Origin of the sequence: Glaciecola sp. 2405UD65-10 (assembly GCF_048820975.1) — a bacterium.
Lineage (GTDB): Bacteria > Pseudomonadota > Gammaproteobacteria > Enterobacterales > Alteromonadaceae > Glaciecola.
This window is the reverse complement of record NZ_JBMEUF010000001.1, coordinates 2369272-2388954: the sequence shown is the minus strand read 5'-3', so window position 1 is coordinate 2388954 and position 19683 is coordinate 2369272. Positions and strand designations below refer to the sequence as shown.

Annotated in this window: 19 protein-coding genes and 2 pseudogenes; 9 read left to right on the top strand and 12 right to left on the bottom strand. The window is 40.9% G+C overall.

From position 1 onward, the window contains the following. Position 1: 1 nt before the first annotated feature. The gene (locus ACOI22_RS10680) at positions 2–3130 is read right to left on the bottom strand and encodes a Z1 domain-containing protein (RefSeq protein ID WP_420672009.1); all 3129 of its coding nucleotides are present in this window, start codon (positions 3128–3130) and stop codon (positions 2–4) included. Positions 3131–3133: 3 nt separating this feature from the next. Further along, positions 3134–4627, bottom strand: a complete 1494-nt coding sequence (locus tag ACOI22_RS10675; RefSeq protein ID WP_420672008.1) for an ATP-binding protein — start codon at positions 4625–4627, stop codon at positions 3134–3136. A gap of 267 nt (positions 4628–4894) precedes the next feature. Between ACOI22_RS10675 and ACOI22_RS10670 the strand changes: the two genes are divergently transcribed. Then, on the top strand, positions 4895–5116 hold the full coding sequence (locus ACOI22_RS10670) for a hypothetical protein (protein WP_420672007.1): 222 nt from the start codon (positions 4895–4897) through the stop codon (positions 5114–5116). A 209-nt stretch (positions 5117–5325) separates the two neighbouring features. Then, positions 5326–5568: a hypothetical protein gene (locus ACOI22_RS10665; RefSeq protein WP_420672006.1), complete on the top strand. Its 243-nt coding sequence runs from the start codon at positions 5326–5328 to the stop codon at positions 5566–5568. Positions 5569–6076: 508 nt separating this feature from the next. Here the strand turns inward: ACOI22_RS10665 and ACOI22_RS10660 are convergent. From ACOI22_RS10660 to ACOI22_RS10645, 4 genes and pseudogenes are all read right to left on the bottom strand, one after another. Beyond that, a complete protein-coding gene (locus ACOI22_RS10660; protein ID WP_420672005.1) occupies positions 6077–6943 on the bottom strand; it encodes a restriction endonuclease in 867 nt (288 codons plus the stop codon). A 174-nt stretch (positions 6944–7117) separates the two neighbouring features. Next, positions 7118–7879 (bottom strand): annotated as a pseudogene (gene istB / locus ACOI22_RS10655) (IS21-like element helper ATPase IstB). A 4-nt stretch (positions 7880–7883) separates the two neighbouring features. Beyond that, entirely contained in the window at positions 7884–8273 is a 390-nt protein-coding gene (locus ACOI22_RS10650; RefSeq protein WP_420672365.1) for a hypothetical protein, read from the bottom strand. Positions 8274–8333: 60 nt separating this feature from the next. Next, positions 8334–8378, bottom strand: a pseudogene (locus ACOI22_RS10645) (hypothetical protein); the annotation flags it as partial. Between the two features lie 633 nt (positions 8379–9011). Between ACOI22_RS10645 and ACOI22_RS10640 the strand changes: the two are divergent. Genes ACOI22_RS10640 through ACOI22_RS10630 form a run of 3 tightly spaced genes read left to right on the top strand, consistent with a single transcriptional unit; the run spans position 9012 to position 11005 of the window. After that, a complete protein-coding gene (locus ACOI22_RS10640) occupies positions 9012–9236 on the top strand; it encodes a helix-turn-helix transcriptional regulator (protein WP_420672004.1) in 225 nt (74 codons plus the stop codon). A gap of 53 nt (positions 9237–9289) precedes the next feature. After that, on the top strand, positions 9290–10180 hold the full coding sequence (locus ACOI22_RS10635; RefSeq protein ID WP_420672003.1) for a hypothetical protein: 891 nt from the start codon (positions 9290–9292) through the stop codon (positions 10178–10180). Positions 10181–10222: 42 nt separating this feature from the next. Next, the gene (locus tag ACOI22_RS10630) at positions 10223–11005 is read left to right on the top strand and encodes a hypothetical protein (protein ID WP_420672002.1); all 783 of its coding nucleotides are present in this window, start codon (positions 10223–10225) and stop codon (positions 11003–11005) included. A 66-nt stretch (positions 11006–11071) separates the two neighbouring features. Here the strand turns inward: ACOI22_RS10630 and ACOI22_RS10625 are convergent, their stop codons facing one another. The 3 genes from ACOI22_RS10625 to ACOI22_RS10615 all read right to left on the bottom strand — a co-directional run bounded on the left by ACOI22_RS10625 (position 11072) and on the right by ACOI22_RS10615 (position 13317). After that, the gene (locus tag ACOI22_RS10625; protein ID WP_420672360.1) at positions 11072–11554 is read right to left on the bottom strand and encodes a tyrosine-type recombinase/integrase; all 483 of its coding nucleotides are present in this window, start codon (positions 11552–11554) and stop codon (positions 11072–11074) included. 44 nt (positions 11555–11598) lie between these two features. After that, positions 11599–12279, bottom strand: a complete 681-nt coding sequence (locus ACOI22_RS10620) for a tyrosine-type recombinase/integrase (protein ID WP_420672001.1) — start codon at positions 12277–12279, stop codon at positions 11599–11601. Between the two features lie 174 nt (positions 12280–12453). After that, positions 12454–13317: a YicC/YloC family endoribonuclease gene (locus ACOI22_RS10615; RefSeq protein ID WP_420672000.1), complete on the bottom strand. Its 864-nt coding sequence runs from the start codon at positions 13315–13317 to the stop codon at positions 12454–12456. A 220-nt stretch (positions 13318–13537) separates the two neighbouring features. On the opposite strand from ACOI22_RS10615, the gene rph reads away from it, so the two are divergent. From rph to tusA, 3 genes are read left to right on the top strand one after another with little or no spacing between them, the layout of a single operon-like run. Further along, complete coding sequence (gene rph / locus ACOI22_RS10610) at positions 13538–14251, top strand: ribonuclease PH (RefSeq protein ID WP_420671999.1); 714 nt, start codon at positions 13538–13540, stop codon at positions 14249–14251. Positions 14252–14280: 29 nt separating this feature from the next. Then, positions 14281–14922 carry an orotate phosphoribosyltransferase gene (gene pyrE, locus ACOI22_RS10605; protein ID WP_420671998.1) on the top strand — a complete coding sequence of 214 codons (642 nt, stop codon included), beginning with the start codon at positions 14281–14283 and terminating at the stop codon, positions 14920–14922. A gap of 3 nt (positions 14923–14925) precedes the next feature. After that, positions 14926–15195, top strand: coding sequence for a sulfurtransferase TusA (tusA, locus tag ACOI22_RS10600; protein ID WP_420671997.1), 270 nt, complete (start codon positions 14926–14928; stop codon positions 15193–15195). A gap of 61 nt (positions 15196–15256) precedes the next feature. Here the strand turns inward: tusA and ACOI22_RS10595 are convergent, their stop codons facing one another. From ACOI22_RS10595 to ACOI22_RS10585, 3 genes are all read right to left on the bottom strand, one after another. Next, complete coding sequence (locus ACOI22_RS10595; protein WP_420671996.1) at positions 15257–16009, bottom strand: class I SAM-dependent methyltransferase; 753 nt, start codon at positions 16007–16009, stop codon at positions 15257–15259. 62 nt (positions 16010–16071) lie between these two features. Continuing rightward, a complete protein-coding gene (locus tag ACOI22_RS10590) occupies positions 16072–16665 on the bottom strand; it encodes a YqaA family protein (RefSeq protein ID WP_420671995.1) in 594 nt (197 codons plus the stop codon). 13 nt (positions 16666–16678) lie between these two features. Next, entirely contained in the window at positions 16679–17983 is a 1305-nt protein-coding gene (locus ACOI22_RS10585; RefSeq protein ID WP_420671994.1) for an amidohydrolase family protein, read from the bottom strand. A gap of 134 nt (positions 17984–18117) precedes the next feature. Here ACOI22_RS10585 and ACOI22_RS10580 point away from each other — a divergent pair, with 134 nt between their 5' ends. Further along, the gene (locus tag ACOI22_RS10580; RefSeq protein ID WP_420671993.1) at positions 18118–19671 is read left to right on the top strand and encodes a methyl-accepting chemotaxis protein; all 1554 of its coding nucleotides are present in this window, start codon (positions 18118–18120) and stop codon (positions 19669–19671) included. Positions 19672–19683: the final 12 nt, after the last annotated feature.

Genomic DNA, 19683 nt, shown 5'->3' with positions numbered 1-19683 from the left:
ATTAACTCGCATCCAATGGCAGATTTTGTTCAATAGTTTCGTTATCCTCTTCGGATATAATGTCCAAATCATAATCGCCTTTAACATAATCACCGCCAGGGTCCAGTCCTCTTGCTATTGGAGGAAAACCTATTGCCAAGCCAACCAATGGCTCAGTCAATGTTTGACTTTTTTCTTTGAGGAGTTCTTTTATTTCTTTATGTTCTTCCCCTTTTACCTGATTAAATACATAGAAGGGGTCAAAGAGATAAACGATTAGTGTACCTTGGCTTTTGGACAACTTTTCTCTATATATATTTTCTGGTTTAGTTTTCTTTTGGGCTTGTGATAAAGCTTCTTTTTTATCGAGAGAAGGTTCTTTACTAAGAATTGATTTCACCTTATTATCCACAAACTCTCTTTCAGCTTCGGAGATGATCTCATCTTCTAAGCCAACTTTCATATCTGCACCGCCGCTCATTATGTTGGCAGACGCACCTGATGCTTTAAATCTTTGTTTGTTAGTGAAATCGTCGTAAAAGTGGTTACCCTTAATCTTGGTTGGTCCTTTTCTTACGGCCATTTGTACGTCATGTTCAAGACCTGTGTCGGTTCCCTTTAACAGCCCAAACCCTTTTTCCAAAGAAGCGTTCCCTGTTAGTTTTATCGCTAAGGTCCAAGATGTAAGTAAATTCTTCTTTTTGCAATTTTCAATATACTGTTTTAAAAGTTTAAGTCGAGATTCGTCGAAGTTATTGTCAGATTCTAATACCTCTATAATGTCGTCCGCAGTTACGGTTTTTGCGAGCAAAGTACCTTTTTTAGTCGCCCCTTTGAACAACGGCACTAAAATCTCTTTGAATGATGACCAAACTTTTTGAAGCTTATCTTTGCTTACATCAAATTCAGTAGTCATAACAAGTGAGTCTTGATAAGACCACCGTTCGCTAACGGTATTTTTTAAAATGGAAGGTCTAGTGATTTGGAAAAACCCAGGATGCTTTCGTACACGAAGTTCAAATTCTCGTGGCGTAGCACCTTTTTCATCCATTTTTTTAAATTCGTCTTTAAGTTCATCAATACATAATGTTGTCGAGTCGTATTTAGAGATAAGCTCGTCTGAAGTGAACAGCTTGCAACAATCCAGATACCCTGGGCGATATCCAAACCATCGGCCCATCTGTAGCAAGGAATCAGAATAGTTTGTTGTTCTAACAAAATAGCTAATTGTTAACCCTTCTAATGTGAAACCACGCGATAAGCGGTTACCTCCTATAGCTATCACCTTTCGACCTACTGTTGACGAGTATCCTAGTTCGGAGCCCGTCCCACTATTCAGGGCTAGCACATCAATACCATCTGAAGCTTCAATTAATCTAGGAACTACAGAATCAAAAGACACTGGGCGCATGAACTCATCAAAATAATCGTCAGGCAAGAATTGATGAATGGAGCCTACTATTTCGGCACAATAATCAGACCAAACCCTTTCGAACTTTTTATAAATTGACCCAGGAGAATCAGGTTTGTCAGATTTTAGTCTCGTTGCTAAGTCATCAAAATACTCAGCAATTAAACGTGCTGTTTTATCTTGCCAAGACATAAACCTTGAGACGTGAACTAGCATTGTGTTGTGTCGCTGGTAAAGTTTTGAATCAATCAAGGCTTTTCTTCTAGTTTCTCTAATGGCGATATTGATTATGAAACACATGACAGCGTCTTTGAGCTTTTCAGGCAACTTGTTCGGGAAATTATCACTCGACTTAGCAGCTCTTGTCTCTCGTTTGTATTCCTGAAATGTAGCGAAACTTAAATAACTTCCAAACTTACCAACACGTTCATCCCAACTTTGTTTGTTATCAAAACGCTCGACCCCTATTACTTCTCCGTCGTTATCAAGAACTCTACTGGGGAACTCTGAGATATAATCATCCATAGAAAATACAACGGGCAACTTCTTGCTTGGTTGTAGTGTTTCAAAAATTCTATGAGCCCCGATATAATTTGTCGGTGTTTCTAGCAGAAAGATAAAGTCTTCAGGGAACAAATTGTTTACTAACTCAAAGGACACTTCTTTGTTCTGGCCCTTCGATGTATCGATAATTTTCCACATCTCCTCAGATGTATCATTTCTATCTTGAATTACATTTGCAAAAGGAGTTGCGGTATAACCAAGGTAAGATTTCTTGTGAAAAAGCCCAAGTATTGCTCTTATGTGTCCATTTACTTTTGAAGCGTAGTTTTTTCCTTTGTGACCTTCGTTGTTTAGTGATGCGTTATCCGCCTCATCATCTATTATCAATAAAGGAATACTATGTTTCGATTCATCTGGGGGTAGGTTGTCATTTAGCCAAAGAAGTATATTTTTTAAAATACCTACATTTTTTTTACAGACAAGAATGTTCGTTTGGTTTAGTGAAAATTTAGCTGTAGCCAGTGGACGGTTAAAGTCCGTATCCTCTGATGTTATAGAGACTACTTGTATTACACCCTCATTACCTCTATGACCAAATCCTTGCTTCAAACCTACACCTTTACCATCACCAATTACGTCCGTATCTATTCGTGCTTGAGTTTGTGTTCTGAGGTCGTCCATGATTCCTGAAAATACTATAATTAATTTATACCCAGCATCAAGAGACCTGTTAATTACAGCGTTAAAGTTACCAGTCTTTCCTGATTGAACGTCTCCATCTACGAGTCCTTTGACGAATGTATGTGATGGACTCTTTGGGTCAGCTAATTTGCTTAGTATTTTTAAACTAGAGCTTTCTATCTCATCAACTATAGAGTCTGAGCGACCCAAGCCTCTTAAATATTCTAAATATCGAGAAGTATAATTCCACTGTATTTGTTTCTGCTTTGATTCGGTTAACCACGTTTTTTTGTTCTTAGAGAGAATTGTAGGCGGATTAATGGTTGTTATATGGTTTGCTTGGATTTCTTTTCGAACGACTTCAAAGTAACTTTCAAAGGTCTCTTTATCTATTTTGGTCCAGCCTAGAGCATCTGCAACAATGGTAACGCTTTCATAAATTTTAGCAAAAAGCTCGGCACGCATTTTGTCTAACGACTCATAGTTCTCAGTCTTAATATGCTCCATGAATTTATCTTTAATCGCACTTTGATATTTAAATCGGTAACTATCCATTGTTTACTCCATTAATTTCAATATTTCTTCAGGAAGGGTTTTAACATCAATGCCCATCTGTTTAATGACTTCGTCTGTTATAAACGACTTACTAAACCCTTGTTCGACTAATTTTTTGATGATATCAGCAAGATCGCCAGTTTGAGCTTCTTCGCATTTATAGTAATGAACGCTTTCATGTGTATTTCTAATCTTGTTTATTGTCGTATTAATCATTCTGTTTAATAAGCGCAACTGGGATTTCTCATTTTTGCCCAATGTCGAAAGCAACCCTTTATAAATTGGGAAACTCTCATTTATTTCTAATAGAGGCCCCTTGTTTGAATGAACTTTTGTTAGCAGGGTTGCCTCTTTTGCGCCACTCTTATCATCGAGCCTATTTATGCCACGGTTGTAAAACTCTTTTTCGGCTTCAGAGGTAAGTTCTTCAATATACTCTTTAAAGGCGTTCACTAGATCATGGGGGATTATGACTTTTGACTTTGCAACGTTTAGATGCAGTAAATTGTCAGCATTATTCCCAATGTCTACTCTTAGTCGAGCAAGTTGCCGGCGCGGCGCTTTTCTTATTAATCCGTTCCAACCACCATAAATTATTAACCTGTTAGACCGATAAATATAGACGCCTTCTAGATCCAATAAGCTTTTATTAGGCAACGTCCATACATTTCCACTCACTTTTGAGTCTTTTATACTTGACGAGGGCAGAATAAATCCCTCTAAACGAATATTGTCTTGACCAAAGTCTTTCTGTCGGAATTCTAGTTTCCTCAACGCTTGCTCGGTTTCTGGAAAAGGATTGAAAGGTTTTATTTGAGTATTATTCACACGAATGTTTACATTATTCTTCTCCTCCAAGTATCGATGAAATACGATGCCTAGATGATCAGCAGTATTATTAACAATTTCACGTGCCAACGCATTTTTTCTGTTTTGAGGCTTTAAGTAGTTTTCAAACTTATACAGGCCTGACCATACGACAAATGTGTTTGGAATGAACGATTCTGACTTGTTCAAAAACTCATTATCTAAGGCTTCAAATTCCTTAAGCATTGCTGCTATTTCGTCATCCGTTACCACTAACATTTGCCATGACTTAGAAGTCACTAAGTGCTCAACATCCCATCTGATTGCTGAGTATTTATCACTACCTTTTTTTCTAGAAACTACAGTGAATTGTCTTGTCTGTGAAAAAGACGCAGCTTTTAGGCCCAAACCGAATCTACCGAGATCAGCGGTTTCGCGTAATGTCTCAGGATTAGAGCTAGGGAACTGCATATTTTGAATTAGGTCTTGGCGGGACATGCCGTCGCCATCGTCGACAAGAAATAGCTTAAACGGTTCTTTGTCTGAATCAACCAAGACTTGGATATTTGTTGCGTTTGCTGTAATAGAATTGTCGATTAAATCGGCAATAGCTGACTTTAGGCTATAACCTTGTTCAGAAATAGACTTAATTAAAAAATCAGGTCGTGGTACTGCTTCTAAAATCTCCATATTTTGAAAGACAATCCTAGTGTATGGGGGCAGCCGAAACGTTGGTAATACTAAAACTGTCCTGAGTTAACAAACTACAACTTTAGTACAGTTATAAACATTATCATCACTCCTGTATTTTGTCATTATTTATCAACGAGGTAGTGAATTTTAAAAAGTAATGTATTTTTCTAAGGAATATAAAAATGAAAATATGTTTGTTTCGCTGTTTTTGAAAGCAACATAGTGTGAAAATTTGCATTCTTTAACACAAATAGGAAACAGTATATGTATGACTCAAACAAACTTAGAGAGGTGCTAACAAGCGCTGGCGGAATCAAGATTGATGGTGTGTTTCACTTCGTACACTACTTTGATAAATCTGCCGATTCGCTAAATACATTGCACGGGGAAACATTCACGTTTAAAGAGTTATTGTCTAAAAAGATAATAGTTTTTCGTTTAAGTGAAGTTGCTAGCGAGCTTTACACCGCTGGCGATGTTGGTTGAATTCCCCCGTTAGGATTCTTGTATTCAAGTCGGAAGTAAAGAGCTGCTAGGCAGCAGTGGCATGCTAGTTCCTTGTCTTTTAAAAAATGTTTGGCTGTTTATTCTCTGGTAAAAGGAGGTATGAAATAGTTACTTTAAAGAAGAGTTAATAACCGTATTTCCTTGTTTATGAACTAAGTAATGTTTTAACACAACTAAAACGGGAAAATATGAACAAATTAAACGAAAGCGATGCACAAACAACACTGGAAGAAGTTGTTCTAGCTTTATATGAAGTAATTATATTACACAGTGAAGATACGTCGTTTCAAGGCGATTTTTTTGAGACTGGTGATGAGAGAAAATCTCAAATTTTATATCATCTCTGGAAACAAATAGGCGACAAAGAACATGCTCAAATTGCGGAGGACTTCGTACTTAAATTCATTGGGGAGGTGAACATTCCTTTCTAGTAGTGGCTTTTAAAAGTTACGGAGTCTTTTGATTTTCGCTACAAAGCAAATCATTGCATATTTAAAAGAACCCTTCATCGGGTTGCTTCTCTATCAATTGTATCTTGTTAGTAAACTTGAGAGAAATAATAGACTTTTGCGAGTTATTTAGCGAAGAGTTTTGTGAACTTTACATGATGCCACCCAAAGCGTTTTTCAGAAAAGCGAAAAAGCATTGGTTACTTTTAATAAAAGATGAAAAATAACAAAAGATTTTAGCGAACCTACTAGGATCCCTATTTTTATAAATAAGTCTAGCTTGGAGAAGGTTGGGCCAAGAATAAGGAATTAAACAAGACGTATTTTCAAACCGCACTTCTGATGTTCGCATTGATGGTAGCTTTGTTCATAGCATTTATTCCTGTTTTAGAAAAATATGTTGATGGCAGCATGAACGCTGTTGATGAGGAAAGAAGAAACTAGTCGAATCGCCCTAGCGACCATGTAGGATAAGACACGAGTCATTACCCTATATTTCAGTGAACCATTTGGGTTTAATTGTCACGTCTTCTTTCATCTTTACATCCACTCCTAGTCTCAACTCTTTTAGCTGTTCTGCCAATGCATTACCATCAATTAGGTCTATGGGTGGTGCGCCATCTCTTTGAGCCTCTCGTTTGGCGTCACGAGTAAATGTGCCTGTTGTTATAAATAACCCTTTGTCAGCGCGGCCTATCATTGCTCCACGGAAATCTCTTATTGCTGGTGATGAGACTGATCCAGAATACCTTTTGCATTGAAATACAACATGGAAAGAGAGTACACCACCAATTTTCATAACACCTACACCATCGATACCGCCATCACCAGACTTACCGGTAACCTCAACGTTTATGAATCCAAGTTCTCGAAGAAAGCGCTGACTCAAACGTTCAAAAGCGTCTGGCTCCATGGCCTTAAATACATCAATAAGTTCTTCTTCCCAGGATAGTTCACTCAATTCGTAAGACTCTTCTACGACATGTTTGGTATCTGTTTTTCCGGGTTTTACAGATGCTTTTTTCGTTTTTACACCTGATAAGTTTTTAACTATCTTTTTGGCTTCATCTTTATCAATTTTATGGGTTTTTAAACCTTCATTAGTCAAAGTCCAAAGTGCTCGCCCCGAGTTCTCTAGCAACCCAAGCCTCTTAAGGTAATTTCTAGCCCAAGCTAATCTGTATGACAATTTTGACGTGTTGCCTCGGTGATTGTCTTCAACTTCTTTATCTGTCAAGCCAAGTATTTCAATCACAGCTTCTTCGATTTCATTATTTGAGCCTGACCCACCCAATTTGTGAAGGGCCTGCAATACTGGGTTGAAAAGCTCGTCGTATTTGTATTTAAAAAATTCCACAATAGTTCCAGATAATATTTAACAGTTATATTTAAAAGCTTCAACGTACCAAAATGCTAGTAGCCCCGTTACTAGAAACTATACCCATAAGTGTTAATTTGCAGGTAAAACTGAACCACGATTTTCATCTAAAACTGATCCAATCAATTGGCCTAATAAGACCACATTCATATTCTATTTTCTAGCCTTTTTCTCCTTCGATTTCTTGGTTGATTCTTTGAATCGGAAGCTGTCGTTGCCAGTTTTCATAATATGGCAATGATGAGTAAGCCTATCTAGTAATGCAGTTGTTAGCTTTGCATCACCAAACACTTTCGACCATTCAGTGAAGTTAAGATTAGTGGTGATAAGCACACTGGTGGTTTCGAAAAGCTTGCTAAGCAAGTGAAACAATAAGGTGCCACCCGCTTGACTACAGGGCACAAAGCCTAATTCATCCAGTATCACTAAATCGCATTTGGCTAATCGATTTGCCATTCTGACCACATGACCAGCTTATTCTTCAAGCTCTAGCGTATTGACTAACTCGATAGTGGATAAAAACCTGACACGATATTGATGGTGCTAAATGGCTTGCACGCCAAGCACCGTTGCTAGATGAGTTTTACCGGTGCCGGATCCACCGACGAATATTGCATTTTGGCTATTCTCAATAAATTCGCAGCGGTGAAGTCCTCCAATGAGGCATTCATCGACTTCACTCTCGCTGAAGTCAAAGCTGCGTAAATCTTTATAAACGCGAAACTTAGCCGTTTTCATTTGATAAGCAATACTGCGTACTTCTCTGTCGACCACTTCTGCTTTCGTGAGTGTGTCGAGTATCGGTAACGCTTGTTAAAAGACAGGTGAATCTTGAGATGACAACTCCGTAATTATCCTCGCCATTCCATGTAATTCCAATATTTTTACGGTGTGCAATAGTGCTTCATTGTGCATGTCGTTATCCTCGTAGTGTGTCGTATCTTGATGTGTCGCTAGTTGGTTCGGTAGTCAGTTGCAGACCACTGACTATGGGTATGGGCAGTGATGGTGTAATGATACGATGTAGACAGTTCATTACATGTTGTTTGGACGGGTAGTTAGCCTCTAAAGCTATTTCAACCGCACTGACTAGATCAGCTTCGTCATGATGTAGTATCAACGACAAGACCTCGACCATTACTTTATCGCCACAGACTCTTTGCAGTAAGATAGACTGCAGGTGTTTAAAGTACTCTGGTATGTTGTAAAAGGGAGCACCATTGCGAAGCGCACCCGGCTTGCGCTGGGCAACCAACAAGTAAAGCTGCCAATCATAAATGACTTTACCGGGCGTGTCGTGGCTGGTCATAAACACACGATTATGTTCAGCTATCTGCCGACCTTCTGCGATAAAGCACGGTTTACTTGGATAAACACGCAGACAAATTCGCCGGTTGGCAAAGCTGGCGGGCACCGAGTCTCGATTGCGGTCGAAGCTCACTAGGCACGTTGAAGAGACTTTTTGCTGTGCTGTATAAAGCCATCGAACGGTGCTGTCACCTTCATTAGTTGCCGTTGCTCCTGATATCAAACGTCTTCGATAGTTTTGTCGGTAAACTGAGGGTGTTTACGTGTTTGCCCGTCGTCAATACACTGCGTTTCTAGTCACTTGCACAAGTCACTTAAACCGCTAAAGCGCGGCAATCGTTGCAAGATAAAGGAGCGAGCATAGCGAACACTCTTTTCCACTTGACCTTTTTCCCAACCCGCAGCGGGATTACAGAAGTCAGCTTCAAACAAGTAATGGCTGACCATTGTTAGGAAACGGCGGTTCACCATACGCTCTTTATCTCGATAAACTTTATCCACAGCAGTTTTCAATGCAAATTAGGAGGTTAAGTGGTGCAGTTTGGGATGCAAATTAACAGTAAAGAGTTCCTCACATTTGAAGAGTGTGTCTAGTACACAGCACAGAGCCCGAATTTCTTGCGGCAACAAGTACGGGACGGGTTGCCCAGCTACAAGCTTGCAGGGCGGCGAACCTTTTTTAGAAGATCCAAAGTTGATACTTGGATACTAAAGAATCGCGTGGAATTGGGGGATGAACATGAATAACGAGTTATTTGAAAAACGAGCGGGCATTTTAAAGCTTTATGGCGAAGAAGAGCGGCTGATAAGCCAGACTGAACGCTGCCGCAGAACCGGCATAAGCCGCACTACCTGGTGGCGTATGCAAAAGGCGGGAGAAACCCCGCCAGCCTCCAGCGTTGGCAAGGGGAAAGCCCGCTGGTTGCTGTCTGATATTTTATTGTGGATAAATGGTAATAGTTAGAGCATGTTATGCTAACTTAGGCGAGATATGATGTTATTCGAGTGATAAGGGATATGACCGAATTAAGCTGTAGTGCAAAAAAATTACTAACTTTTTTAAAAAAGATATCTAGGGATAAAGGAGCTTCCTTTCAAAGCACGATTGAAGAGTTTGGTAAATGTAACCAAGAGCAAGCTAATTTGCTTCTGGAGGTCTTAGCTCGGATGGTCGAGAGATTTGGAAGCCCAACCTTCATCAAGTATAACGGAAATAAACGTGTGCATGTAACTGGAGTTGAGCCTTTCTCATTACATTGTGAAAGAATCCGCTTTGAGCTGGAGCCTTATATTTCGGGTGTTAAAGCTGATATTTGCCTTGCTAGAAGTACTACTCCAGGTTGTCGTTTGAGAGATCCGCTTCTCAAGTTAAAGTTTGACTCTGGAGAGAGGCGATTGTTGATTATCCGTAACCATAATCAGGTCTTCGATTTCATTAATGGTTCTACGGAATGGAACGGTCTTTTTGATGAAAATGAAGTGGCTCCCGCCACATCTCCCCGCCGTTCTGTCCCTAGTACGGAGATGTCATTTAATGAATATAATATCTTACTACCAGAAGTAAAATCATATCTAAAAAATCAAAGTTATAAATTTGTTGTTGAAGATGAACAAAAACATGGACGATATGATTTATATATAAGAAGCCCCGAAAAGATCCTTGTTGAGCTTAAATATATTAATCCAGATGAAAATGCTTTAGGGAAATTGCGTTATGCCATCGGACAGGTTCTACTTTATGCTTTTGACTACAGAGGCGCTAGGGATATTGAAAAGCTATGGATTATTATAAATGAATGTTGTGTCTGTGATGCAGTCAAACATGCGTTAAAGGAAGTACAAGACCAAACTTCTATAGAGTTTTTTCAGTTACGTGCTGGACATCTAATTAAAATAGATAAATGGTGACGTATAAATGTTTTTGATTTTAAAAAAGGACAATGTAACTATATGTTTTGTATAGCGTGTCAAAAAAAAAGAGAAAAATTAGCGAAGAGTCATGTAATACCTAACTTTATTAGAAAACGAATTGCTGGCGAATTAGATAAACAAGGTCATAAGAGATACAAATTCAATTGGATTGATCGTCAAGACTTACCAAAACAAGATTTGCCAAAGCCTAATTTAATGTGCCAAGAATGTGATAGCAAATTAGGTGATTTAATAGAAAACAAAATGGCTTCTCTAATAATGCCCCCAAATGTTGATGATCTTGAACAATGGAAAAGTATGCCCATTGAGCCGTTCTCTCTCGATGAAGTTTTTGATTCTCAATTTTTTGTTGGAAAATATAGATACCCTCTTGCGGAAAGTAAGCTTTTAAGGAAATTCGCGACTTCCGTTGCTTGGCGTGCTCTACATAGTATGAAATTGGACGATAGGAAGTTGTCTACTCAGTTCTTAAACTCTCAGAGAGGAAAAAACATTGACGGTTCAGTAAGACGGTACGTGTTTGAAAATGAGGATATGACTGAAATATTACCTGCTCAACTGTACTACTTAGGGCACAACTTTGCTAATTTCCTAACTGATAAAGATGATGAAATGCCTTTTGGTTGGGCTGAACTAGGAGAGAGTGAAGAAATTTTAGGTGTTGGTGTTATCCTAGGATATTGGATGATTCTTTGGCCTGTATTTGAATCAAAACCCATAGAGTACTTCGACAAATTAGTAAGGCTTGAGCAGATTTGTTTCATAAACTGGGTGGCTGAATTTCGTTCTCAACTCAACTAATCTTGTGAACCTAGGTTCAGTTTAACGCTATTAACTGAACCGACTAACTGAATTATAAATCGTCTTCTAAATTACAGTACGTAACTTTGAACAAACGGCCTCGTGAACTTCTAGTCTTTTATCAAAATAGTCACCTTGATCATAAACTTCTGGCATATTACCAACCTTGTGATTTAAACAGCGCTCACAAACGTCGGAGTGGAAACCTAGCTGGCCAGCGATGGTTCTAAATGTTCTCCTAAAATCATGAATAGTAAAGTGCTCTAATTGTCCCATACGATTCGGAGGCGGAACCTTTTTACTTTTATCTATTCCAAACAGGCTGTTCACTGCACTATTTACTGTGTCTTTTCCCATATAAGGCACCTTGCTTTTGCGTCTTGCTGGGAGTACATACCCAGAGCCATAAGAGCGGACTTTCAGCTCTTCTAGCCAACACACAATCTGTTGTGGAAGTGGTATGCTGATATCGCTCTCTGTTTTTGTTCTCGCTTTTGGTAAGTGCCACACTGCGTTATCTAGATCGAATTCCTTCCAGGGCGCTTGGATTAACTCTGATTTTCTAACGCCTAGTGTAATAAGCAGACAGCAAACTAAGTAATTATCGCGTGTGAATGAATCCGAATGTTTTCTGAATACCGAAAAGGCATATTCAATTTCTTCAATGCTCGGACCCTTTTTCTTGGCTTTTCAACTCCTCCGGCATCTTTACAGGAAAAAGCTGAAGCAGGGTTATTTGATGTAATACCAAGTTGAATAGCATGCTTAAAAAGTTGCTTTAGGAGACCCAATACATCATTTGACACTGTTGTACGCCCGCTGTTTGTAATGATATCCAAGATATTTCGAACATGGATTGCAATTACTTGTTCAATTTTTAAGTGGCCGATATGAGATGAAGCGTTATTTTCATACTTACTTTTTGGAATATCTGGATGCTTATCACGTTTTAACAGTTTGCTTTGATACATATCCTTGAATAATTGATCAAATGTCATACCTTCTAAACTTTCTACAGATCCAACAGAAAGCGGATCGATACCATCTCGAATTAATGTTCTAGTTTTCTCTGCTTCACCGCGCGCTTCCGCCAGTGTCAATTGCCCGAATTTACCCAGAGACTTCTCCCTCCTCTTTTCGTTAAAGGTATATCTTAGGGACCAATAAGGTTCGCCACGCTTCGGAACGACGAAGGACAATCCATTGCCATCGGATGTTTTACTATGCTGTCCTTTAGCAAGTATGTTGACTTGTTTAACTGTTAAATTTGGCATTTTTTCACCTCATGTACTCACCAGTAGTTTGAGACTAGCAGCGAAAAATACTCACCACAATACTCACCAATTGGATGAAACAGAATGAAAAAATACGGAACGATAAAAAACAAAACCCCGCTATAAAACGAGGTTTTTCAGTTTCTTATGGATTATTGTGAGCGCTAGTGAGCTTTATTCAATATTCTGAATCTGCTCACGCATTTGCTCAATCAACACCTTAAGCTCAACGGCCGCTTGCGTTACATCTGCGTTAATCGATTTTGAACCAAGGGTATTCGCTTCACGGTTAAATTCTTGCATCATAAAGTCAAGCCTGCGGCCAATAGCGCCGCCTTTTGCCATTATCTTTTGCGTTTCACTCACGTGCGAACGCAAGCGGTCAAGTTCTTCAGCCACGTCTGACTTCTGCGCAATCAAAATCATTTCTTGTTCAACGCGGTTATCATCTAGTTCTATTTTAGCTTCATTAAACTTGGCGCGAATGCGGTCTTTTTGCCACTCTAGTATCGCAGGCATATGCCCTTCAACTTTTGTCGCTTCATCGCTAATGGCACTTAAGCGTTGCTCAATTAATGCCTTCATGTTTTCGCCTTCGCTGGCGCGTGACTGCACAAATTCTTTTAAGGCTGAATCAAACAAACCCAGCAGTTCTTTTTGAATGCTGTCCATGTCGGCTTCAGCGCTGGCAATTACACCTGGCCATTTTAAAATGTCGCTTGGGTTAATATTGCCCTCTGCGCCATTCATTTGTGCCCATTGGGCCGCACTAATTAATTTTTTAGCTAGGTCTTCATTTACGGTAAGGCCGGTAGCGTTTGACTCATTAAACGTAATACGCAGCGAACATTCTACTTTTCCGCGTTGTAATTTTTTACGTAGGCGATCACGCAGGCTAGGCTCTAACGATCTAAAGTTTTCAGGTATGCGATAAAAGGTTTCTAGGTAACGTTGGTTTACAGAACGAATTTCCCAAACAGCGGTGCCCCAATCGGCTTTCAATTCGGTGCGGGCGAAGCCTGTCATGCTGCATATCATGGCGTGTATCCTTAGTTAAGTGTTTTGGATTGTCGCAGGGTTTGTGCGTTTTTTAGGCTATACCTGCGCTAATGGCGCATAGTGTACGCTATGTTTATGAGTTTTGCTCGTTTCAAAGCACTCTAGCATTCAAACTGCTTAACTATTACGTTATAATTGCCTCACAATCACCCTTGCCATCCCGTTCACGGTATTTTATTACCATTAGGAGCTCTAATACATGCGCCCAAGCAGCCGCACCGCTAGTCAAATTCGCCCAGTTACTATTACTCGTAACTTTACCTGTCATGCCGAAGGCTCTGTGTTAATTGAGTTTGGCAACACCAAGGTATTATGTAATGCTAGTGTTCAAGAAGGCGTTCCACGCTTTATGAAAGGCCAAGGTAAAGGCTGGATAACAGCTGAATACAGCATGTTACCGCGCGCTACTCATACTCGTTCTGACCGCGAAGCAGCTCGTGGTAAACAAGGTGGCAGAACGCTTGAAATTCAACGTTTAATTGCTCGCTCTTTGCGCGCCGCGGTTGACTTAAAACTACTTGGCGAAAACACCATTACGGTTGACTGCGACGTAATTCAGGCTGACGGCGGAACTCGTACTGCGTCTATTACTGGCGCTTGTGTTGCCTTAGTAGATGCCCTTACTTGGATGCGTAGCAAAGGCATTTTAAAAACGAACCCGCTTAAGCACATGATTGCGGCTATTTCGGTAGGTATTTACAAAGGTAATCCCATTGCTGACCTTGAATACCTAGAAGATTCTGACGCTGAAACCGACATGAACGTAGTCATGACTGACACCGGCAAAATGATTGAAGTACAAGGTACCGCTGAAGGCGAACCGTTTAGTATGGAAGAAATGCACGAAATGCTTGAGCTTGCTCGCATTGGCATAAAAGAGTTGTTTGAAGAGCAACGCACAGCTTTAAATTAATTTAACTTAACGCTAACTACAGGTACACCATGCAAGACTACAAACGTGAATTTGTGGCATTCGCCATACAGAGAAAAGTACTGCGTTTTGGCGAGTTTACGCTTAAATCAGGCAGAGTAAGTCCTTACTTTTTTAATGCGGGTTTGTTTAATACTGGGAAAGATTTAGCTACTTTAGGTCGCTTTTATGCAGCCGCGCTAATGGCTGAAGGTGTAGAGTTTGATGTGTTATTTGGCCCAGCATATAAAGGTATTCCTATTGCTACGGCCACGGCTATTGCACTAAGTACTTACCACGGTGAAGACGTACCTTATTGTTTTAACCGCAAAGAAGCCAAAACCCATGGCGAAGGCGGCAACTTAGTAGGCAGTGAGCTAAATGGCCGTATAATGTTAGTTGATGACGTAATTACCGCGGGTACGGCAATTCGTGAGTCTATGGAAATTATTCAAGCGAATAATGCGAGCCTAGGCGGTGTGCTTATAGCACTTGATCGCCAAGAGCGCGGCCAAGGCGAACTAAGTGCAGTGCAAGAAGTAGAGCGTGATTACAGCACCAAGGTGTTCTCTATTGTTACGCTGGCTGATGTGGTTGATTATTTATCGACCCATCAAGACAACAAGCATTCGGTAGACAACATTAACCGCTATCGCGAATCTTACGGTATTTAGTAAATGGCAGTAAACGAGCAAGGGCTAAAAGGCTCAGAGCCTAGCGGCCCTGATCATCACCTAGATGCCCTTGGCTTGCGTTGCCCTGAACCGGTTATGATGGTGCGCTTGCAAGTACGTAAAATGCAAGAGGGCGAAACATTGCTAATAACCGCTGATGATCCAGCCACCACGCGTGATGTGCCAAGCTTCTGCAGGTTTATGCAACATACCTTGCTAGCCAGCCAAACCAATGAATTGCCCTACACATACCTGATTAAAAAAGGCGTGTAATACAGATACAAAAAGGCCCTCAATTGAGGGCCTTTTTTATGACTACATAGTGCCTAAATAATTATTCAGGCTTCATGAACTTCAAAGTCCAGCGGTCGGTGTTACCGCTTACGCTTTTTGCGCCTACTTCATATTCTAGTTCATCATCTTCACGATAGTGAAGGTCAGTATAATCAACTAATACAAAGCCTGCGTCTTGAATCTCTTTTATCGCTTTTACTGGGTCAACGCGGCGGCGGTTGCTGTCAGTCATTGGCTCCATGTGGCGAGCGGTATGGTCTACCACACCATAAATACCACCTGGTTTTAATGCCTCAAACGCTATTTCGTTCATTTTTGCGCGGCCTTTTTCACTGAAGTTATGATAGTTACGAAAGGTAAGTACCATGTCTACGTTATTTAAACCTAAAGAGCCGGCTATTAAATCGTAAAAGCGTTGGCCTTCTGGGCGGTCAAACTTGGCATCTTTGGCAATAATATTCATGCGCTCAAAACCCGGTAATTCTGACAAATCACGTTCAATACGGCCAGTTCCAATAGCGCCGTAATAGTTACCTTTTTCGTTTAGTACAGGCACTAGTAATTTGGTGTACCAACCACCGCCAGGAATTAGCTCAACTACTGACATATCATCTTCTAAGCCAAAAAATTCAAGTGTTTGAGCTGGCTTGCGGTTGCGGTCACGCTCAATTTCGGCGGCGCTTCGCACGTCAGATTTTATTGCTTGTTCTAGCTTCTCTTTTACGTCAGCGTACGTGCTGCTTGCTACTACGCTAATACAGCACGCTACTGCTAAGTTAATTAATGTTTTCATGTTATAGCCTCTTTTTATCCGAGCGTTTATGTGTGATTTAATGTGTAAATTTACACCTAATGTTAGGCGAAAAACTGCCATACGCGGTAGGCTACAAATGCGCCCACCGTTAAGCTTACGCCTATAATAACTTGCCATTTATACCGCTTTATGACTTTTTCGGTTTTATCACCAAAATAATAAACTAATATTGCCAAACCAAAATAGCGAATGATTCGGCTTGAACTTACCGCCAGTAAATACAAGGCCAATGAATACTTTGAAAGCCCCGCGGCTATCATAGCCACTTGTAAGGGCACAGGAGTAACGCCCGTGCTAAATACAAACCAAAAGCCTTCGGTTTTCATGGCATCTTGAAACTGGTCTATTTGCTCAGTACTTGCCACATATTCCACTATATATTTTTCAAATACATCAAATAGAAAGTAACCCACGGCGTAGCCAAGCAAGGCACCTAATATGCAAGCCAGTGTGGTAACGGCGGCAATTAACCATAGCTTATCGCGCCTTGATTGCATAAGCGGAATTAGCACGGTTTCAAGCGGTATAGGCACTACTGTGGATTCTAAAAAAGACGCCACTCCTACACCGCTTAGCATATGCTTTGAGTTAACTAATCGTTTTATACGCTTGGTAAGTTTATCGCTTAATGACACTTAACTTTTATACCTATTGCTGCTTATAAACTGTTCCGTCTTTCATCACAAAATCAATGTTTTCAAGCAAACTTATGTTTTCAAGAGGGTTGCCCTTTACGGCTACAAAGTCAGCCAGTTTACCCGTTTCAATGGTGCCAAGCTGGTCATCAATTTTGAGTAACTTCGCGGCATTTAGGGTGGCCGATCTAATCGCATCCATTTCTGACATACCCGCTTCTACCATTAACGCGAATTCTTGCCCGTTATCCCCATGGGCTGATACGCCTGAATCAGTACCAAAAGCAATACTTACGCCATTTTCGTGGGCTTTCGCAAAGGTGTTCTTAATTAAGGGGCCAATAGATGCAGCTTTTGGACGCACTATGTCAGGAAAGTAACCGTCAATTTTTGCTTTTTCGGCCACAAAATTACCCGCTAATATTGTAGGTACATAAAACACATTATGTTTGCGCATAAGCTTGAATATTTCATCGTCCATATAGGTGCCATGCTCTATTGAATCAACGCCGGCTAAAATAGCGCGCTTCATCCCTTCTTTTCCATGGGCATGAACGGCAACTGTCATGCCGTAATCTTTGGCGGTGTTAACAATGGCTTCAAGTTCATCAGTCATAAATTGTGGGTTTAAGCCACTTTTGGCTACTGACAACACGCCGCCGGTAGCGGTAATTTTTACTAAATCTGCGCCGTCTTTATAACGCTGGCGCACCGCTTCGCGGGCTTGCGCTACCCCATTAATTACGCCATCGGCAGGCTTAGGCACGCCCATTAAACGCTTGCTAAAACCATTGGTTGGATCAGCATGACCGCCAGTGGTAGCAATAGATTTCGCGGCGGTATAAATACGTGGGCCTACCACTACGCCTTTTTTTATCGCATTACGCAAAGCTACGGTTTCGTTGAACATATCACCTAAGTTTCTAACGGTAGTGAAGCCTGACATAAGCGTTATTTCAGCATACTTTACTGACGCAATCGCGTTATCAGCTTCATTGTTAGTGAAGCGCTTCATGTACCCCGCCGGCCCCTCATTTTGTGAAGTTAAGTGGGTATGCATGTCCATAAATCCTGGCATAAGGGTGTAATCACTCAGGTCAATGAATGTGTCATCTTCGCCGCCGGCCACTTTACCGCTCTTAATACTCATGATCTTGTTATTCTTGACGATAACAGTCTTGTCACTGCGCACTTTTGAATCAGCGCTGGTGATAAGTTTGCTAACGTATATGTGGGTGTCACTTAGGGCAGGAAAGCTGATCAATACACAACTTGTTGCTGCAAGTAAGTATTTTGAAAATGCTAGGTTTTTTATCATAGTTGTAAGCCTCAAAGTTATTTGTACCACAATAAGACAAAAAGCTAAGCAAATCAAAGTTTTCAAGTCAAATCTTAGGCTTAGCCTCCAAGTATTTGAATAAGCTAGCCATTTGAAAAGTCACAGGTAACTATATGCGCCGTAACGAGAATGTTGTAGATGAAGAAGTCACGTTTGATGAATCCCAAGAGCTAGTTTCCACCACCGATACACGAGGCGTTATTACTTACGCTAATCCCATCTTTTGTGAAGTTGCCGGTTATGAGGAACAAGAGCTTGTGGGCAAAAATCACAACATGGTGCGCCACCCCGATATGCCCAAAGCAGCGTTTAAAGACATGTGGGAGCACCTGCAAGTAGGGCAATCTTGGCAAGGTATAGTAAAAAACCGCTGCAAAGACGGCCGATATTACTGGGTTGATGCTTTCGTTACGCCAATTTATAACGGCTCTGAGCTGATAGGCTATCAATCCGTTAGGGTAAAACCTAAACCGGAACAAGTAGAGCGAGCAAAAGAATTTTATACCGCGGTAAATAGCGGAACTGCAAAACGAAAATCAGAGTTTTCGTATAACACCAAAGTGTCTATTTATCTTACGGCTATGCTGTTAAGTGCAGGTGTAATTACCTTAGCCACTGATTGGCTGGCAGGAATGGCAATTGTGCTTGTGAGCTTGCTGGGCTTGGTTATCTTTAAAACCGAACTGGTGTCAGCGCCGCAATTAGCCAAAGAGCTCAAAAACGAATACGACAGTATAAGCCGATTTGTGCTGGGGGGTCATGGAACAAAAGGCATTGTTATGTTTCATTTGGGTATGCAAAAAGGCATGCAAAGAACCATACTGGGCCGCACTTCCGATGCGTCTAATGCACTTTCAATAGTGGCCGCACGTACTTTAGAGATTGCGCAAAAAACCATGCAAGGCATTGTTCAACAGCAACAAGAAATGCAACATATTTCGTCGTCAATTGCGTCTATGAGTGAGGGCTCAAAGGCTGTGGCAGAAAACACCGCGCAAACCAACACCACAGTAAGCTCTACTACTGAGCAGTGCGAACATGCCAAAACGCTCATTATAAGCGGCCGTGACAGCGTTACAGGTTTATCATCTATGGTTGACCAAGCCGCATCTATTGCTGATGAACTCATGACTGCTTCTGATACGGTGGCGCAGTCAATAGGTGAAATTGAATCTATTGCCGATCAAACTAACTTACTTGCCTTGAACGCGGCTATTGAGGCGGCGCGCGCGGGTGAAAGCGGCAGAGGATTTTCGGTAGTAGCCGATGAAGTAAGAGCGCTTTCAACCCGTACCCAAGAATCAGCGGTGAAAACCATTGCGAGTACTCAAGCCATGCGCAGCACCTTAGAGGAGTGGGTGGGTAAAATGCATGATTCGCGTGATTCAGCTAACAACACCGCGGCTCAGGCCAATGATTCTGCGCAATCTATAGAGAGCGTTTACACGCAAATTGCGGAAATTTCTAACTTACTTAAGGGTATTGTTCAGGCCAGTGAACAGCAAGAGCAAACTTGCGGAGCGGTTAACACGAATGTAGAGAGTATTTTTGAGGTGGCAAATAACAATGCTAGTTTAGCCACTCAAATGCAAGAAAACGCAGAGCAGCTTGATACTAACATTAGGCTACTTTCAGGTTTGCACAATACCTTTAAAGTGAATAAATAAACGTAAGCGTAA

Bases quoted from the DNA above. Each gene is read 5' to 3' on its own strand.
- ACOI22_RS10680 (WP_420672009.1), bottom strand. From the start codon at position 3,130: ATGGATAGTTACCGATTTAAATATCAAAGTGCGATTAAAGATAAATTC.
- ACOI22_RS10675 (WP_420672008.1), bottom strand. From the start codon at position 4,627: ATGGAGATTTTAGAAGCAGTACCACGACCTGATTTTTTAATTAAGTCT.
- ACOI22_RS10670 (WP_420672007.1), top strand. From the start codon at position 4,895: ATGTATGACTCAAACAAACTTAGAGAGGTGCTAACAAGCGCTGGCGGA.
- ACOI22_RS10665 (WP_420672006.1), top strand. From the start codon at position 5,326: ATGAACAAATTAAACGAAAGCGATGCACAAACAACACTGGAAGAAGTT.
- ACOI22_RS10650 (WP_420672365.1), bottom strand. From the start codon at position 8,273: ATGACCAGCCACGACACGCCCGGTAAAGTCATTTATGATTGGCAGCTT.
- ACOI22_RS10640 (WP_420672004.1), top strand. From the start codon at position 9,012: ATGAATAACGAGTTATTTGAAAAACGAGCGGGCATTTTAAAGCTTTAT.
- ACOI22_RS10635 (WP_420672003.1), top strand. From the start codon at position 9,290: ATGACCGAATTAAGCTGTAGTGCAAAAAAATTACTAACTTTTTTAAAA.
- ACOI22_RS10630 (WP_420672002.1), top strand. From the start codon at position 10,223: ATGTTTTGTATAGCGTGTCAAAAAAAAAGAGAAAAATTAGCGAAGAGT.
- ACOI22_RS10620 (WP_420672001.1), bottom strand. From the start codon at position 12,279: ATGCCAAATTTAACAGTTAAACAAGTCAACATACTTGCTAAAGGACAG.
- ACOI22_RS10615 (WP_420672000.1), bottom strand. From the start codon at position 13,317: ATGATATGCAGCATGACAGGCTTCGCCCGCACCGAATTGAAAGCCGAT.
- rph (WP_420671999.1), top strand. From the start codon at position 13,538: ATGCGCCCAAGCAGCCGCACCGCTAGTCAAATTCGCCCAGTTACTATT.
- pyrE (WP_420671998.1), top strand. From the start codon at position 14,281: ATGCAAGACTACAAACGTGAATTTGTGGCATTCGCCATACAGAGAAAA.
- tusA (WP_420671997.1), top strand. From the start codon at position 14,926: ATGGCAGTAAACGAGCAAGGGCTAAAAGGCTCAGAGCCTAGCGGCCCT.
- ACOI22_RS10595 (WP_420671996.1), bottom strand. From the start codon at position 16,009: ATGAAAACATTAATTAACTTAGCAGTAGCGTGCTGTATTAGCGTAGTA.
- ACOI22_RS10585 (WP_420671994.1), bottom strand. From the start codon at position 17,983: ATGATAAAAAACCTAGCATTTTCAAAATACTTACTTGCAGCAACAAGT.
- ACOI22_RS10580 (WP_420671993.1), top strand. From the start codon at position 18,118: ATGCGCCGTAACGAGAATGTTGTAGATGAAGAAGTCACGTTTGATGAA.